The 16,106-nt window shown below is 39.9% G+C and carries 18 protein-coding genes; 3 read left to right on the forward strand and 15 right to left on the reverse strand.

All coding sequences use genetic code 11. The features are described 5' to 3' along the window. Nucleotides 1-189: 189 nt before the first annotated feature. The 8 genes from pgsA to WFJ73_RS31985 all read right to left on the reverse strand — a co-directional run bounded on the left by pgsA (nucleotide 190) and on the right by WFJ73_RS31985 (nucleotide 7,013). A complete protein-coding gene (gene pgsA, locus WFJ73_RS31950; protein ID WP_336776825.1) occupies nucleotides 190-777 on the reverse strand; it encodes a CDP-diacylglycerol--glycerol-3-phosphate 3-phosphatidyltransferase in 588 nt (195 codons plus the stop codon). Between the two features lie 461 nt (nucleotides 778-1,238). Further along, on the reverse strand, nucleotides 1,239-1,703 hold the full coding sequence (locus tag WFJ73_RS31955) for an SMI1/KNR4 family protein (RefSeq protein WP_336776826.1): 465 nt from the start codon (nucleotides 1,701-1,703) through the stop codon (nucleotides 1,239-1,241). A gap of 141 nt (nucleotides 1,704-1,844) precedes the next feature. Continuing rightward, nucleotides 1,845-2,366, reverse strand: a complete 522-nt coding sequence (locus WFJ73_RS31960) for a GNAT family N-acetyltransferase (protein WP_336776827.1) — start codon at nucleotides 2,364-2,366, stop codon at nucleotides 1,845-1,847. 153 nt (nucleotides 2,367-2,519) lie between these two features. After that, a complete protein-coding gene (locus WFJ73_RS31965) occupies nucleotides 2,520-2,813 on the reverse strand; it encodes a hypothetical protein (RefSeq protein WP_336776828.1) in 294 nt (97 codons plus the stop codon). Between the two features lie 1,092 nt (nucleotides 2,814-3,905). Continuing rightward, nucleotides 3,906-4,238, reverse strand: coding sequence for a hypothetical protein (locus WFJ73_RS31970; RefSeq protein WP_336776829.1), 333 nt, complete (start codon nucleotides 4,236-4,238; stop codon nucleotides 3,906-3,908). Between the two features lie 281 nt (nucleotides 4,239-4,519). Then, complete coding sequence (locus WFJ73_RS31975) at nucleotides 4,520-5,032, reverse strand: hypothetical protein (protein WP_336776830.1); 513 nt, start codon at nucleotides 5,030-5,032, stop codon at nucleotides 4,520-4,522. A 295-nt stretch (nucleotides 5,033-5,327) separates the two neighbouring features. Next, on the reverse strand, nucleotides 5,328-6,242 hold the full coding sequence (locus WFJ73_RS31980) for a phosphotransferase (RefSeq protein ID WP_336776831.1): 915 nt from the start codon (nucleotides 6,240-6,242) through the stop codon (nucleotides 5,328-5,330). Between the two features lie 372 nt (nucleotides 6,243-6,614). After that, nucleotides 6,615-7,013: a hypothetical protein gene (locus WFJ73_RS31985; RefSeq protein ID WP_336776832.1), complete on the reverse strand. Its 399-nt coding sequence runs from the start codon at nucleotides 7,011-7,013 to the stop codon at nucleotides 6,615-6,617. 804 nt (nucleotides 7,014-7,817) lie between these two features. On the opposite strand from WFJ73_RS31985, the gene WFJ73_RS31990 reads away from it, so the two are divergent. Both WFJ73_RS31990 and WFJ73_RS31995 read left to right on the forward strand, forming a co-directional pair. Continuing rightward, nucleotides 7,818-8,315 carry a hypothetical protein gene (locus WFJ73_RS31990; RefSeq protein WP_336776833.1) on the forward strand — a complete coding sequence of 166 codons (498 nt, stop codon included), beginning with the start codon at nucleotides 7,818-7,820 and terminating at the stop codon, nucleotides 8,313-8,315. A 29-nt stretch (nucleotides 8,316-8,344) separates the two neighbouring features. Next, entirely contained in the window at nucleotides 8,345-8,938 is a 594-nt protein-coding gene (locus WFJ73_RS31995) for a hypothetical protein (protein WP_336776834.1), read from the forward strand. 360 nt (nucleotides 8,939-9,298) lie between these two features. On the opposite strand, the gene WFJ73_RS32000 is transcribed toward WFJ73_RS31995, so the two are convergent. The 3 genes from WFJ73_RS32000 to WFJ73_RS32010 all read right to left on the reverse strand — a co-directional run bounded on the left by WFJ73_RS32000 (nucleotide 9,299) and on the right by WFJ73_RS32010 (nucleotide 11,713). Beyond that, nucleotides 9,299-9,691 carry a hypothetical protein gene (locus tag WFJ73_RS32000; RefSeq protein ID WP_336776835.1) on the reverse strand — a complete coding sequence of 131 codons (393 nt, stop codon included), beginning with the start codon at nucleotides 9,689-9,691 and terminating at the stop codon, nucleotides 9,299-9,301. Nucleotides 9,692-10,354: 663 nt separating this feature from the next. Then, nucleotides 10,355-11,284 carry an SPFH domain-containing protein gene (locus tag WFJ73_RS32005; RefSeq protein WP_127493835.1) on the reverse strand — a complete coding sequence of 310 codons (930 nt, stop codon included), beginning with the start codon at nucleotides 11,282-11,284 and terminating at the stop codon, nucleotides 10,355-10,357. Nucleotides 11,285-11,287: 3 nt separating this feature from the next. Then, a complete protein-coding gene (locus WFJ73_RS32010; RefSeq protein ID WP_336776836.1) occupies nucleotides 11,288-11,713 on the reverse strand; it encodes an NfeD family protein in 426 nt (141 codons plus the stop codon). Nucleotides 11,714-12,016: 303 nt separating this feature from the next. Between WFJ73_RS32010 and WFJ73_RS32015 the strand changes: the two genes are divergently transcribed. After that, the gene (locus WFJ73_RS32015) at nucleotides 12,017-12,217 is read left to right on the forward strand and encodes a hypothetical protein (RefSeq protein WP_336776837.1); all 201 of its coding nucleotides are present in this window, start codon (nucleotides 12,017-12,019) and stop codon (nucleotides 12,215-12,217) included. A gap of 423 nt (nucleotides 12,218-12,640) precedes the next feature. On the opposite strand, the gene WFJ73_RS32020 is transcribed toward WFJ73_RS32015, so the two are convergent. The 4 genes from WFJ73_RS32020 to WFJ73_RS32035 form a co-directional block, all read right to left on the reverse strand. Further along, on the reverse strand, nucleotides 12,641-12,859 hold the full coding sequence (locus tag WFJ73_RS32020; protein ID WP_336776838.1) for a hypothetical protein: 219 nt from the start codon (nucleotides 12,857-12,859) through the stop codon (nucleotides 12,641-12,643). 157 nt (nucleotides 12,860-13,016) lie between these two features. Continuing rightward, nucleotides 13,017-13,652 (reverse strand): HAD family hydrolase, encoded by a 636-nt coding sequence (locus WFJ73_RS32025; RefSeq protein ID WP_336776839.1) that lies wholly within the window; start codon nucleotides 13,650-13,652, stop codon nucleotides 13,017-13,019. A gap of 436 nt (nucleotides 13,653-14,088) precedes the next feature. Further along, nucleotides 14,089-15,345: an outer membrane protein assembly factor BamB family protein gene (locus tag WFJ73_RS32030; protein ID WP_336776840.1), complete on the reverse strand. Its 1,257-nt coding sequence runs from the start codon at nucleotides 15,343-15,345 to the stop codon at nucleotides 14,089-14,091. A 174-nt stretch (nucleotides 15,346-15,519) separates the two neighbouring features. After that, nucleotides 15,520-15,804: a hypothetical protein gene (locus tag WFJ73_RS32035; protein WP_336776841.1), complete on the reverse strand. Its 285-nt coding sequence runs from the start codon at nucleotides 15,802-15,804 to the stop codon at nucleotides 15,520-15,522. Nucleotides 15,805-16,106 lie beyond the last annotated feature (302 nt).

Here is a 16,106-nt window from a genome sequence, read left to right on the forward strand (position 1 = left end):
ATATATTCCTGTTCCGAAAGGGACGGTTATTTGTCATACCCTTTTTTCACTATATCATCTCTTGAAACGACAATTAACATTTAATTATTGACAAGCTATTAGCTGGAATAGTTGAGAAAAGCAGCCGGTCATAGTGACCGACTGCTTCCCTGTTATGGAGCTAACGTTCCCCGTTAGCGCAATAAATTATTATTGCTTCAGTTGTAGCTCACGATAATTATTTTTCATGTATTTATACCCGGAATATGCAGTCAAAGCAACAGCCAAAATCATGATAGTCAGGTCAATTGGAAACTTCGTGAAATACGAGAATGGGTAATTGCCTAATAATACTGCAGTAATTGCAACTACTTGGAGAACTAATTTTAGTTTTCCATGTTTATCTGCTGCAAGCGCAGTGCCCTTCGCAGCAGTCAGGAGACGGATTCCAGATACCATTACTTCACGACCTATAATTATAACTGCAATCCAAGAAGGAATCATTTTTTGCTGAACCATCATAATTAAAGCGGCTGAAACTAAAAGCTTATCGGCGAGTGGGTCCAACAACTTTCCCAAATTAGTAATTTGATTATACTTACGAGCGATGTATCCATCTAATTTGTCGGTAGCTGATGCAATAACAAAAATTCCAACTGCCCAGTATAAACCATAGTGATTTATGTAATTCAAAAGCTCTATGCGCTCTGCTATCCACGATGGATATTGTTGAAAGGCGAGTAGAAAAAGTGGAATCATCCCAATTCTTACGATTGTAATTTTATTAGCGAGGTTCAATTATTCATCACCATCCAATTTAGTTTTATGCCTTAATATTACCATATTTACACAGTAAATCATGCGTAAAATAGAATTAGTTGTTAGTACTAATCTGCACTTTACTTCAATAAAGCTGCAGCTGATCCTCCGATCTGCTGCAGCTTTATTGAGTGAACTAAAGTTTCCCGTTAGTTGAACGCTCACTTCGATGGTAAATATTCTTGAGGGGGGTTATCGAATCCATCCCAGAAGAACCAAAGTCTTTTACACTCCTCGCAAACAAAGAACATTTTCATTTGAGTGTATAGCTCTTCAGAATCAACTAGCCCCTGCACTTTATCGTAATCAACATCTGAGATAAAATTGTATTGGATTTTACATGGGATGTCCCCGAATCGTAGAATATTCCCACAACTACAAAGCATTTTTGGGCATTACTCATCCTCCTTATTGGCAACTTCACTATCGTTCCTTGTAGTTTAATTCCTTTTAACAGCTTTTTGAATTTGTAACTCTATGTTATCAATTCTCTTTTGTGCTTTTTCTTTAATATAATCTAACGATTTACTCCATTTCTTAATCTTATTTGTTTCATGATTCCATATGTAGACATCTGGAAACAGTAATGTTGAATTCGACTTTTTAAGTACCAACTGATTCCCTGTATCGCCTGATGCTATTGAAATAAGTTCTTCGTGCATGTAATCCCAACGTGCTTTTGTGTTTTCGTAAACTATATGGTTTGAAGTTTTTCGAGGATTAGATTTATCAAAAACGGGGTAAAATCGCCAGCCTCCTGGTAGTTCCAATCCATTTGATACCTTCCAAATCTCATTTAATTGTTCGGGGAATTCCACTCCTAGTTCTTCCGCGGCCGCCTTTATCATTTCATCAGTGACACCAAGATTTAGGGAAGTCACTTCACTGGTTTTATTTGTCTTCACTTTCGCTCCACCTCACTTTAAATGTATCTCGTCAACTAAATTTATACAATCATCTTATAACTTTTCGAATAATCTATCAGTAAAGAAGCCGCCGATCGTGTCGGCAGCTTCTTTACTGGTTTTTTTAACTATCGTCTCCCGTTAGCTTAAATCAGCACCTGACTCAAATACAAAGACAGGCCCATTCCATTTCTCGTTCTGCAGAATAGTCTCTTGATAATCATTGTTTGTATACTCATAAATAACTTGCTTCCAAAAGGTATAAGCAGGCTGGTTATTAGCTGTCTGCCTCACTTCCCAAAAACCAGCAAACTGTTCAAAGAGTAAGCACGCAACATGCCTGCCAACCCCTTTACGTCGGTACTTCCTCATAATAAAAAAATCACTTATTACATTGGTTTTCTCTGCTGTACTCAACTTCATATATTCCTTTGGTACGTCCAGACTAATTAAGACAAAGCTTGCAATTTCTCCATCAGCCTTTACCATCAATGGACGCCGGTACTCGTCTGTCCATTGATGATCAAAGTATTTGTATAAGTACAAACCGTGATTATTAAGAACATGTCCGTCAAATTCACTACTGTCGTAACGATATAGTTGTATGAGATTATAAAGAATTGTTTTATCTTCATAAGGAACCTGCAATAATTCGATTCTCATTTTACCCCTCCTCCATTTGGTTAATTTTACTACAAACCTAATGGTCGAGTACCTTTATAAACAAACTATTCTACCTTACTTTAACAACAAACTGGCAACAGATAAGAGGTCTGCTGCCAGTTTGTTGTTTTAAACTAATGTTCTTACGTTAGCTTAATTCAAATTGGTAAAATAAGTTCTGAGATTATTCCAGACATCTTCAATAACGAAATAGTTTTCTCTTGCCTTTAACTCTTGACCTTTATTATCAACGTAATGAATAAAGATCTCTAGATTATCTCCAACTGTATCGAGGCTCCAGTCTAAGTAAACTACTGTATCGCCAATAGCGAGTTCATCTGATCTGGTCAAATCAAGTTCGCCATCATCATCAGTAACTACATTTGAAATAAATCCTTCAATCACATAAATTCTATCCCCTTTTCGACTTTCACTTGATACACTCATATTTCACCAGCTTTCCCTACGTATATTAATGAGGCTATTGTTTTCCGTTAGCTCAATCCTCAAGTTCATTATTAATATCTCTTTAACCACGACTGCCAAAGAAACAATCCTGAAAAAATGACTGACGCTATTGACAACCATTTATTGCTTTCATGAAGCTTAAGCAACCAGATAATATAAAAAAGGAAACAAAATAAGGTTGTCGAACTAAACCACCATCTGATGTGAAAAGAACTTCTATTAAAAACTTGTTCATGCTTTTTATTTACGACAAACCCCCAAAAATATAAAACAACAGCAATACATACCAAAATCAAATAAACAATCCACATCCCTCCGCTGAAGTATGGAATTTTCTCTCATCATTAATTCGGAGCATACGCCACGCAATCCTGCCCGTTACTTCAATGACAACGGCAGCTGATCATAGACCGGCTGCCGCATATCGTAATTGAACTATCGTTTCCCGTTAGCATAATGATTTATAAGGTATTCCAAAGTTTCAATATCACTAAACCAATATAATAAATGTTCAGGACCGGATTTATAACGAGGACGATCGTGTAAGCCATCATGCGTTTATCATTTTTCTGTAGATTCAAATTGTAGGTACCTCGCCACCATTTCCCTATCGATTTCGTAATGATTCCATGGTTATGAAAAACAAATTGACCGCTACAAGTAAATATTCTCGAAAAAATTCACTCGTATTACCACTTACCAATCCAATCAGAATATCAAGCGACTTATTCTTTTGATAATCATTATACATAGCAGCGATAAAGCTAAGTAGTAAAAAGAAGGTAGAGCATTTTAAAGACCACCTTACCAGTATTGCATAATTTCCACCTGATTTTCAGTAAAGTATGTGCTTTACGCCGAAGAATAAAATAACACTTATAATAATGATTGCGACCGCCATAATAGACTCCTTAACTTCTTGATGAGGACGATATTTATTACGGTGGCCATAATGTAACGTTGCACCATTATTCAAACAATTCTGCTGCCCTTCAATGAATAACAACGGTAGCTAATACTATGATCGGCTGCCGCTATGTTTGTTTATTGAGCTAACGTTCTTACGATAGCTCAAATTCCAATGTAAATGATTAGATATTCACCTGTTTCAACCATCGATGAAAATTCAGTTAATCGATTTAATAAATCAAGGACTTCTCTTCTGTTAAATTTTAATCTTTCATATTCACCAGTTGATTGTTGACCTTCATCATCTTCACTCCAGGTATACCGCCCTCTTAAAATTACATCTTCAGGAGCTACATCAAACATACAGTACCATGCTTTCATAATCTTTATAAACTTTACCGCACCATTCTTATCAATTATCGAGCGTCCGTAGTAATTAAATCCTAACATACGTTCATTTTGCCTATCCGGATTTGATGTTTCAATCCAATTCAATGAATCCTGCATATAACCAAACATGTCGTCATGTATTTGTACAACTTTTTCCGAATTGCAAGCAATGTATTGATTAATACCAGCTATGGAAATTTCCTCGAATTTACTTTTTGAGATAAGAACAAAGTCATGAACTAAAGCTATAAAAAAACCTCCCTTATTAGTTGTTTTTTACCCTATTTTACCACGCTAAACTGCCCATTACTTCAATAAAGCTGCAGCTGATCCTCCGATCTGCTGCAGCTTTATTGGTTGAACTATAGTATCCCGTTAATGTGATATCATTCTAAAATAGGTATATGTATTTGTCCGATTCTTCGATCTTCATCAAGCCACTCCATATGGATGTCAGATCCAATTAAATATAAATAACCATCATCCGATTTTATTCCCACCTCAAAATTATTCAACACAAACTTTATAGAGAGATACTCCACTTCATCGTTAAACAATGGGGATTTATAACCTGTATATCTTTTCTTTTTACTTTGTTCTTTCAGATCCAACTCATCTAATAATAAATCAAATTCGGTATCATAAATTGTAAAAGACTGATTAACAAAGTCAGGGGCATTCCAATCAAAATGAGCAACGAAATTCATAGTAAATTTGAGCTTTTTCCAGACCCAAATCCCTGAGTTTTCTTTGTTACCTTCCCAATTGTAATAATCAATAATGACAATACATTTTCTGTTAAACTGATCATTAGAAATCAGTTCAATAGATGTTATTTCACTATCGTGGAAATATAGGTTACCTAATTTATCTTTATAATTTTTGAATGGATTTCTCACTAATGTTCATCCACCTTAAATTGAATTCAATATAATTATCTCTCTTTATAATACTACCACATATTGGAACTAAACTGACCGTTAGTTGAACGAAGGCAGCTGATCTTTTTCACTGACCAGCTGCCTTCGTGTTTTGTTGAGCTATCGTTTCCCGTTAGAGAACGACTTACTCTGTTGAATTTCGTGTTCCTCAACATAAAGCGGTATCAGAGAAGGCGAATCGTACCTTATCGCGGCTTTAAAACGACAAAATGGTGCCGATAGCCATAGCCCCAGCTGCAACGAAATAATGAGCCTAATCCGACAGTGCTCGCATGATGTTGGATTTCGCCTCTGCCGCAATCGCTTCATTCCCGTCATCGACCGCTTGCATCAAGATCAGTACGGGGATGTATACCGCGATCAGCCGCGCCAGCAGCTTCGTTTCCTCGTCCGCTCCTCCGTAAGTTTCGAAAAACACGCCGCGAGCGTAAGGTGGTAAAAAGCTGTAAGCAACGCTCAAATCGCAAGCCGGATGGCCTACGCTCAGATCGCCCCAATCAATGATGCCGGAAACGATCCCGTTCTCATTCACAAGCATATTTTTGAAATGAAGATCGCCATGTAGCAGTGCATTCACCGCCTCGACACGGTCCGTTTGCAGCCTGCTAATATACGCTTCGATCACACCGGACTCCTCCGGCGACAAGTGTTCAACCACCTTCGATAGAAAGCCCTCCAATTTCACTTTGCGCGATGCTATGTCTGTCAAGCTTCGATGATCTTGCTGAACTCCGCACTTCAGCGCCGCCTGCACCGGAAACTCATGCATTCTCCGCAAAAATTTTGCCAGCGTCTCTGCCGATAAAGCCCGGCGTTCTTCCGTCAAACCGATTGGGAAATCTCCTGGCACGTAGGCATAGCCAAGAAATGGTGCCGGGTATTCGTCACTTGCTTCGCCATAAAACAACGGTTTCGGATAGGGGAGAGTCATATATGCCTCCAGCTTCGGCAGCAGCTTCCCTTCCATACGAATCGAGCCAACTGCAATCGTTCTTCTTGGAAACCGGAACACGTACTCGTCACCGATGAGAAAAACCGTATTGTCCCAGCCCCAGCCCAATCGCTTCACTTGCTTCGATGACAGCTGAGGGAATTGTCTGCCGATCAGCGTCCGCGCCTGCTCTTCGTTAACCTCCCACTCCGCATCCCATACATTCGTTCCTCCCATGAAATGTCTGCCTCCTCGTTCCTTACTTTATTTAGACGTTTACATTCCCTGGAAGTTACGCATAACTGCCCGTTACTTCAATGAGCATCAAAAAGGAGCTGGCCTCATGGCAGCTCCCCCACTATCGTTTCTCGTTAGCTCAATGCTAAGTTCGCACGTTTAGAAAAAGCAGACCTGAATTATCAATTAGCGTATATTTATTATCAGATATTCGGTCCTTTAAAGTCTGCCCAATTAGGATGGCCTGGAACTTTTGTAGGTTATCTTTAAAGTTAAGATTGACTAAGTTATATTGTTCATTTGGCCATCCATCGTCAACATTAAAAAGACCCTTGATATCCTCTTCTATCGCTAGTCCGCCAACACTAAAATCTAGCATCTATACAGTGAGATCAAGAGATGTATGAACTCATCTAACTCTTCACCTTTTACCCCAGGCTGATTCCACTCCGGGGCATCAGTTGTAGCACCATAAAAACAAATCGAAAATGATACTAGACCGGAACTTATTTTCTCAACTAAAAGTAAAGCTCTCCGCAGTCGGGCAGTATGAACAGTTAAGTTAAGTGTTATTTGATGAATCATTACACTGTTAGTATCGTTTTCGTCATAAAGAGAGCCTTCGTAGTATTGTTGGAGGTATTCCGGAGGATTGTGAACTTCTATTCTAACGTCACAATTCTCCAGCTTAGAGACTATATTTTCCATCTCGGTTGGATCATTCATAATAAAACTAACTTCTAAAAAGGGCCCTCCTTGTAACCAACTCATTACTAATCACCTCACTAGCAATACTACCACATATTGTAACTATCCTCCCGTTAGCCATCCATGCATCTCATATTTGCACCACAGAGCATTAAAGTTAGCTCGTTCTTTCATGGTAGCTAAATAATTTTATGGTCTGCACTAGATTATGCGACTCTCAATGTTACCATGTTCTTGTCACCCGACAGCACCTTCCTTGGGCTTGTCTCACGCTTAACCTCAACTCACTCGCAGTTACTGACGTTGTTCCCAGTAACGATCTAGAGTGCCATCTAAATCTTCCTTAGGTGATGCCATGACTTAGCAGACGTGACCCTGCTATAAAAAAAATAAATAATTCCCCTTATAGCCCATGGCAGCCAGGCAATAACGATTCCAGGTAAATGGTTATTCGCTATTGTTTATCCTTACTTCGAGGCGCAAGGGAAAGGTATAAAGTCGCCGATAAATACATGCATGACCACTTCCTTTCTTCCCCTCATTCCGAGGTTACAAATGTTCATACACCTAACCATGATGAATGTTTCAATTATATGGATATTTTTTAAAAGCTGATTGATCTGCGAAGCACCAGATCGGAACGATCAAACTCCAGCAAACGGCAAGGCAGCCACCGCAACAGCTGCGAAGCACCAGCCACCCGAGAGGACCCGATTACACCGTCAGAGCTGAGGGGGAATTAGGTAAATAAGATCATATATCGGAAAAATATAAATACATTATAGAAATGGTAATATATTCATAATAAGATAGATCTGTGCTATTATAGCTGTGAATGAATAATAATTTATTGGGAGGTTAATATTTATGAAACGATTTATTTGTGCCGTTTTAATCTTCACTCTCTTACTATCAGCCAACGCTGTATTCGCTAATACTGATCCTGGCTGGGGTTCACAATCTCCTAATATCAATGTACCTCCAATCACTTATAACAATACTTGGAAGACGCCTATGGATGCTGCTGCTTCCGCATGGAACGGTACAGCTACTCTCGTAACAGTCGGTACATTATCATCCTCTAAAAATTCATTAATAGTGTCTAGTTATTCAGATACTTGGTACGGAAATTCATCATCTGCAAACCCAGGGCCGTTTACTATCAAATTAAATTCAAGAACCATTAATAGGGATGCCACAGACTTTGCAAATTTCGTTCAATCCGTTTTAGTTCACGAATATGGTCATGAATTCTGCTTAGATCATACATCACAAACTTCCATCATGAACGATTCGCGTGATCGTAATACTATGAAAGTCCCTCAACCATATGATGTTTCTGAAGTAAACACAGTTTATAAATAAAGAATAAATTTATTAGGGAGGATTTAATAATGAAACATAAAAAATTTTACATTGGTTTTGCATTCCTTGTTTTGGTAATTGGTACGATGCTTCTAATAAATAGAAATGACACAAGTGTAAAAAAAGTATCCATCTCTGCAGATTATCCGGAATATGATAATTTGGATAATCTAATTGATAAGGCGGATACAATTATTAAAGGTAAAGTAATTGATTATAAATACAAAGAAATAAGCATAGCCCAAAATCCTCAAACCGATGACGAACGCCTTAATCCTGGCGGCAAAATAGATGATAGTCTTTTGCCGTATACAATTTACACTGTTGAAGTTAAAAAAACATATAAAGGAAATATCGAGAAAACAGAAACAATTCAAATTAAAGAACCTGGTGGAATTTTTGGTAATACTGAATATATCAATAAGGATAGTGCTAACCTCAAGAAAGGAAACAATTATGTTTTCTTCCTTGAGACTTATCCAAACTCTCCTGCTAGTTTGCTGAACCCTATTCAAGCCAGCTATCAATATGATGATAAAGATAATATTATTAATGATAATAACAACAAAAAAATTAAATTTAAAATGAAAGATTTGGATGAGAATCAAAAACTCAAAAAGTAAAATAAAAGGGATGGTAATCATGGACTAAAAGTCTTGATTACCATCCCCTTTATTAAGAGTTATAGTGCGTGTCTATCCTTTGTTTAAGCCCCCCCTTGCACCGCTGTGTTGCATGTTTCTCCGAAACTTAGCTTCATCTGGAAAATAAGGGGATGGTTTAGGTAATTAAAGTTGATTATCCTAACGGAAGGACACTACAAAATAATTTTGGCCTTAAGACCGTTCAGTAAAATGAACGGTCTTTTTTTACGTAAAAATTTGAATGTCCGAAGTTTAGGTAATGTAACGTCGCCCACATTAATAATCCATAGCCCGGCTTCATCCAGTGGATTGTAATGGAGAAAACAACGTCTAATATTATTATCCTTCAACTAATTGATAAAATCTAATGTCTCCATTTCCTGTTTCAGCTATCAGTACGTCGTTTCGCTCTTTGACACGGAATATCTTTGTTCCGATTTCCAGTTTATTTGCTGTTCCGTTATTAAAATCTTTACCATTATTACTTTGGTGATTGATTTCAGTTACTTGTATGTCTTTGGTTAATTTTAACTCGTCTACCCAAGGAACTCCTGCATTATAAACGGTCTCTCTGTACATGAAAATATTAGCATTCGAATCCATTCTTAAAACTTCTTGTGCTGTTGGATTTCCAATTGTATTAGTCTCAATCTGCTTGGTGGGTTCTTTACTGCAGCCAATCAACAAAGCAAAACTACAAATTACAACATAAATAATCATCCTTTTTACCAATTGTAGCCCCCCTTTACCAAATCCATTGATTGAATATAAACGTGGAAATCCTCAAGGATGTTGCAGCCTTTATTCAACTATGCTGCCGTGGGAGTTTAATAAGACTGCAGCTGGCCACATGAGAATATAGTCGAGAATGTTATTAAGTTCTTGGTCACTCATCGGGATTGTTATGAAATTCTTGGTAAGGTTCGGCGCGATCGAATGCCAGCGAACGGCTAAGGCAGTCACGGCTCCAGCTTAAACTCAAATTTTCAAGTAGTGGTTTGCGATCTTGCTGGAAGGTGCTTGTTCGCATGCCATAATTGCGAAGGCAAATAGGAGTAACATTGATGCACAAAAAATTTTCTTCATATAGAAACCACCATCTTCCCCATTAGTACCGAATTCAAAAATAATAACGGGATATTCCCTTGTTTTGTTGCGCAAAGCTACCCTTCGTTCTACAAAAACGCAGCCGTACGTAATTCTCGGCTGCTGGCGTGTTGCTGAACTATCGTATCCCGCTTAGCTTAATGCCCACCCACAGTCTACAACTTTATTTTCACGGTCTAATACTTTATTTTTCAGTCTAATACTTTATTTTTTCAAGACAGCAGGTCACAATTGTGACCTGCCATGGCTGTTTTTTGTGTGTTTTGATTGTGAATTTTACACTTTTATTCATTTTTGCACATCAAAAATCTTGCTGATCATACCGACAGATCCCAGCGCATTCATAACCTCGGTCGGAACAAAGATCGTCGACGCCTTCCCCTCTGCCATTTGCGCTAAGGCTTCGAATGACTTGTAAGCTAAAATTTGCGGATCTAAGCCTGCCTCTTTGATTGCTTCGATCCGAGCCCGCTCCGCCTGCGCGACATGTCTGATCGCTTCCGCTTTCCCCATCGCTTCAAGCTCCTGCGACTTCTGCTTGGCTTCCGCGTCCAAGATTTGCCGCTTCTTCTCGGCTTCTGCTGCCAAGACGACAGCTGCTTGTTGGGCTTCTGCGCGCAGAACGGTCGCCTGCTTCTCCCCTTCCGCCTGCAAAATGCTGGCGCGCTTCTCACGCTCCGCTCTCATCTGCTTCTCCATCGAATTTTGAATATCCGCTGGAATTCCCAACTGCAAAATTTCTACCCGATCAATCCGAACGCCCCAATTCTCCGATGCATTATCGAGCGCCTGCCGCAATTCTGCTTGAATGCGGTCACGGTTGGACAATATTTCGTCCAGCTCCATCTTCCCTATCGTGGCTCGCAGGGCGGAAGCGACAATATTGTGGATCCCTTCCACATAATTCGCAATTCCATACGTTGCCAGCTTCGGATCGACTACTGTAAAAAAGGTTGCCAGTTCGACGCCGATGGCCACGTTATCCTTCGTAATCACCGATTGCGAAGGTACTGTTTCCTGCTTCATACGAAGATCATGACGGATCCGAACTCTGTCGATAATCGGAATGATGAGATTTACCCCGGCATGTAGCGTGTTTGAATATTTGCCTAACCTCTCCACAATCGCTACCGATTGCTGAGGGATAATGCGAACGCCTCTTGCGATAATGACAACAACAATCACGAGTATGATAATAAATACGATTACGCCTGTCATTTATTATCGGCTCCTTTCTACAATCAGTTTTGTTACGCCTAACCCCTTAATTCGCACTTTCTCGCCCTTGCTTATCGATTCATCCGCGACGGCCGACCATATTTCACCGTTCACGCTGACTAGTCCAATCTCGCCGCGTACAATATCTTGCACGACAAAGGCTTCTTGGCCGATCAGCCTTTCCTTAATCTCTGGCATCGTATCCGTTGAAGTAGGAATGACTTTGCGTATAATTGGAATTAACCATACGTACATCAGAAATGCTGAGCCCACGAAAACAAAACATTGCACCAGAAATGAAGTGTTTACGAACACCATACCTAGCGCGATGAGAGACGAAATGGAGAGCAACAGAAAATAAAAGGTACCTGTATTCAGTTCAATCAACAAGAAAATAGCGAACAGAATAAGCCATCCGATCCAAAGCATAGTCCCCCTCCCTTACATGATTCCATAGTACATGGCTATGTGAGACAGGAATAAAGTATGCAGTAGACTACCTAATCCATCATTCCAAGTGGGATTTCCGGCGAAAACATACCTTTGGACAATATTCCCAACATTTCCCTAATCATTGGTATCGAAAATGCGCATTACAAATAAACATAACCAGCCATTGACGTCTACTTGCACCCCCTATATAATGGCTGAATCTAGAGCAGCGCCTCACGAACCAGCATCATATGGATTTATTTTTACCACACGAAGCACACGATCAAAGCCATTGATGATTTGTCTGAGCAGCATCGGCTGCTGAGCGCCGCCCATGCAATCAGCGGCTATAAGATTATCGGCGACGAAGAAGTTCTGTTCTACGATACATTAGCGCTAGTGAAAGAGCAGATTTTGCTGACGTTGGAGAGGACATTGGATGACCTCGAACACAAAGGAGACAAATATCACGAGAAGAATTTTAAAGATGGTGTGGAGTGACAAACACGGAAGTTGTGTCTTGAATACTCCGGCCGTATATCCAGGCGACGATGAAGCATTATTAGAGCAGCCGTGGCAGGTCACATCATGACTTGCCACGGCTGTTTTTTTGTGTCCCTTTGTGAATCACACTTTAAGAGCGCTTCTGGAGGAGATTAATGTGAACCGCACAAAAATCATTGGATTAAGTCTATTAGCACTTGGAATTCTTGTTCTGAGAAAATAAAGTATTAGACTGGATGTATTGAATTCGTGCGGTTTTTCGAATTACAAAATCGTCAGGCTCAAAAAAATAAGTATTAGACTGCCCCCTAGAAACGGAACAGCAGCAGTCATGAACCTGAGAATAAAGTCCTAGACTGCTGCTGTTTTTGAACTATCGTTCCTCGTCGTAATCCCCACTAGAATGAGGAAGGTGTCCTGCTATTTATCCTTTAAAAGAAAATAGTTCTTTAATCCGCTACAAATAACAAGTAGTCCGATAACAATTGCAAGGGTTCTAACAATAAATTCAGCAACCAATAAATCCCCCATGACATGTGTAGTATCGTACCATTTGCCTGTCACTATAACGGGCGAAAGCGCGATGAGTATGCCGATGATAAGACTGCAGAAAAGAAATACTGATTGATTCGGTTTCATATTAACTATCCTCCTTAAGAATAATTCCCTACCTATTTTACACTTCCATTATATGGATAGTTGCGTTGATAAAAATAGAGCAGCTACCGTTGTGGCAAACTGCTCCTGGATGGCAGGACTATCGTTTCCCGTTAGCTTAAGCTCCCTTGTGTTATTGTCAATTCAAGATAATATCCTTTAGTTCAATCAGAGTTTTGATTCGATAGTTGGCTTTTGTAAAATCATGTGTCTTTGTGAAGTCATTATGTACAATAGCACAGTCGATACCAGCCGCCACGGCTGAATTCAACCCTCTATTTGAATCCTCTACAACCAGGGTCTCTTCTTTGGTAGCACCGAAACGCTCTAAGCCAGTCAAGTATGGTTCCGGGTGCGGCTTGGTGTGCTCGTAGTCTTCACGAACAAGGACGAATTCCATGAATTGTCTAATCTGACGCTTTTCATGAATAAGTTGAAAATCCACACGTTTTGCAGTCGTCACGATCGCCATGCGAACGTACTTTGACAGCTCGGCTAGAGTTTCAACTACACCTTCGATCTCTATAGCTTCTGTTCTTAGATATTCCTGATAATAAAAGTTTCGGACCTCACGCTGCTTGCTGATGATCTGCTCATCAATACCTGCTGCCCTAGCTTGGGACCAAGTCCCCAATGACTGGGTCATATCGCGAAGGTATTGATCTTTATCCAAAGTAAATCCAATATCAGCCAGAGCGCGTGCTCCCGCTTTGTAATACCAGAATTCCGTATCAACTAGAACACCATCATGATCGAAGAGTATGTAATTTTTCATTGTTTCGGTCTCCTTTTTCAGCTGCGGCAACCTTGGTGGCCACCAAGTATATTGTCCTCCAGCCTGCCCAACCTTTGTCCATTACCCTAACAATGTATTAACTTAAAAATAAGTTGATCAAGTTCAATAATACCAAATATTGGAACTGCCCTACCCTTACTTCAAAAACAACCGGCAGCGGATCTTGGTTCTGCTTGCTGCCGGTTGTTGTTCTGAACTATCGTTCCCCGTTAGCGCAATAACTTTCGGAAGTACTTATCCTGTTGGTTTTGTTAGCTCCTAGCAAGGATAGAAAGCATTAAGAACACTACGCAACATCTTATTCCCAAGATCGTATTATTGGTTAGGATGACTAGCCTAGCGATCCTTTGTACACCATTTCTAAGCTAAAGTTCTCCGCAATGACTGAGCAAGCCGTCTTTCACCGCCAGTGCGTTTACTTTTTTCGAATTGTGACTTTGTAGATACCCGCATCTCCGTTCGCAGAAACGGCCACCCCTTCCGGACTTACATAAAGCGGTGTATACGATCTGTTAATGTCTCTTGTCAGCACAATAAAGCGCTCATTCCCGTTCGAATCAAGCGAATATAGATGTCCGCCATTATCAAGGAAATAGACATTCCCCTGGTCATCGCTCATTAAAGAAAGTGGCGCGATCGAGGAGTATCCGCTAAATCTTAATTTATAATGCCAAATGATTTGTCCCTTTTCGTTGAATTTGACGACTCCATTCCCGCTCGGTAGTCCATAAGAATCTTCTTTCTCGGGTGCATAGAACCCCCCTTTTCTGTCGTTCGGAAGGGTAAACCGATTATAGCTTGCATAATCAATCTTTGGCTCTTTGACTCGTTTTCCTGTATTTGCATCAAAGTACGTATGCTTCAGATGTTGAGACGACACCAAATACCGATCGTTTCCTATGACCTCGAATAAAGCCGATCCTAGTTTTTCTCGCCAGACCAGTTGCTGTTTAATATCCCGTTTCTCGATCCACCCGTTTTGGTCTAGAATATAAACATTGCCTGAACTGTCCACTCGTAGGGATACCGTCGTCACTTGCTTCAGATTCAAATTGTTTGTTATCGAAGGTACCTTCATTTTCCAAGCTAACTTACCGTCCCGAATACATACGATCGCGTCACTGGTCACTGTGTAGAAAGCATCTTGGGGTCCGGTTTGCCAGACAGGACTGAACATCTGCTGCGGTTCCGTGAATGTATATTTCCATTTCAACTTCCCCTTCAAATCAAACGCGTAAAGTACATTCGGTTTAGCCGCATGGAGCATAATTGAAGGCAATACGTAAACAAACAACGTGTCCTTGCCAGGGATTAACTGCTGATAACCTTGCTCCTGAATAATCGTTTTCTGAGCCAGCTTCCCTGATGAATCAAAGGCGAAAAGCACGTCCTCATCTACGCCCTTAAATACATTAAAGTTATCTAACGCATATGTCCACTTGGTAATCGGTGAATAATAGAGCTCCTTCGGTGTTATCTCAGGAGCTAGACTGTCAAATAAAAAAGCCGCGTTCCCTCTAAATTGGCCATGTGATTGGCCGTCAATCTTGATTGTCGTAAACTGGCTGACTGGAATTTGCGTTAATGTACCTGTTGCTGATACCGATGAGGCCGCCATCAGTATCCCCATGCATAAGATTATGAATCTGCTTATTCGCTTGACCATTCGCATTTACCTCGCTCCCGTTTGTTGAGAAAATTTTGCCGAATTTACTCTAATAAATCTATGGGAATATATCGGCTTTAAAGGAAGCAAAATTTGGGGTTGATTGCATTATATTGTTACCTTTTATCCCCGATGTGTTAAATAACCAGTGCCCATTAACTTCGTAAGTTTCATTTGGCATCAGCCACTTACCAACAGCAAGTTTGTATCACCCGATTGAGAGTTGCTTTTTACTGACTCTATAAAATTCACCTGAGTATCTTTTACATAAACGGGATAGTGACCTCTGTTCTTTATTGTTGCATTAAATTTAATTGATTGCGAGGTATTTATATTTTCTTGATCTTTAGAAGTGGCTCCCAAACCACTGACAAACGTATTGGGTAGAAACCAAGTTCGAAAATAAACACCAAGGAAAATAGCAATTGCCAATAACAAAAACGGAATAACTAAAGACTTCCGCATTTCCCCCCTCCTTTCCACAGCTTCTCCGTTACATAATATTACCACAATATGTAACTATCCTCCCTCTATGAAGAAACACTTTTCTCTTAAATACTCTCGTTTTCTTAGATTTTGAACGTTTTTCTTTCATACCAGACAATCATTAGATGGAACAAGGTTGTAGAAGATGTGCAAATATGGGGCGGAGAAAGCGCAAATATATATCCACCCAGACCACTCGTTTTAAAAAGTGGACATTCTGGACATATATGGTCGCACTTTTGGATCTCCTCTTAGGCTCATGACGGTCAACCCTCCCATGT

The organism is Paenibacillus sp. MMO-58 (assembly GCF_037146255.1).
Classification (GTDB): Bacteria; Bacillota; Bacilli; order Paenibacillales; family Paenibacillaceae; genus Pristimantibacillus.

What these genes read in the sequence shown, in the direction of transcription:
- WFJ73_RS31960 (WP_336776827.1), bottom strand. Translation starts at nt 2,366, where the DNA reads ATGAGAATCGAATTATTGCAGGTTCCTTATGAAGATAAAACAATTCTT.
- WFJ73_RS31965 (WP_336776828.1), bottom strand. Translation starts at nt 2,813, where the DNA reads ATGAGTGTATCAAGTGAAAGTCGAAAAGGGGATAGAATTTATGTGATT.
- WFJ73_RS31980 (WP_336776831.1), bottom strand. Translation starts at nt 6,242, where the DNA reads ATGGGAGGAACGAATGTATGGGATGCGGAGTGGGAGGTTAACGAAGAG.
- WFJ73_RS31985 (WP_336776832.1), bottom strand. Translation starts at nt 7,013, where the DNA reads ATGAGTTGGTTACAAGGAGGGCCCTTTTTAGAAGTTAGTTTTATTATG.
- WFJ73_RS31990 (WP_336776833.1), top strand. Translation starts at nt 7,818, where the DNA reads ATGAAACGATTTATTTGTGCCGTTTTAATCTTCACTCTCTTACTATCA.
- WFJ73_RS31995 (WP_336776834.1), top strand. Translation starts at nt 8,345, where the DNA reads ATGAAACATAAAAAATTTTACATTGGTTTTGCATTCCTTGTTTTGGTA.
- WFJ73_RS32005 (WP_127493835.1), bottom strand. Translation starts at nt 11,284, where the DNA reads ATGACAGGCGTAATCGTATTTATTATCATACTCGTGATTGTTGTTGTC.
- WFJ73_RS32010 (WP_336776836.1), bottom strand. Translation starts at nt 11,713, where the DNA reads ATGCTTTGGATCGGATGGCTTATTCTGTTCGCTATTTTCTTGTTGATT.
- WFJ73_RS32020 (WP_336776838.1), bottom strand. Translation starts at nt 12,859, where the DNA reads ATGAAACCGAATCAATCAGTATTTCTTTTCTGCAGTCTTATCATCGGC.
- WFJ73_RS32025 (WP_336776839.1), bottom strand. Translation starts at nt 13,652, where the DNA reads ATGAAAAATTACATACTCTTCGATCATGATGGTGTTCTAGTTGATACG.
- WFJ73_RS32030 (WP_336776840.1), bottom strand. Translation starts at nt 15,345, where the DNA reads ATGCGAATGGTCAAGCGAATAAGCAGATTCATAATCTTATGCATGGGG.
- WFJ73_RS32035 (WP_336776841.1), bottom strand. Translation starts at nt 15,804, where the DNA reads ATGCGGAAGTCTTTAGTTATTCCGTTTTTGTTATTGGCAATTGCTATT.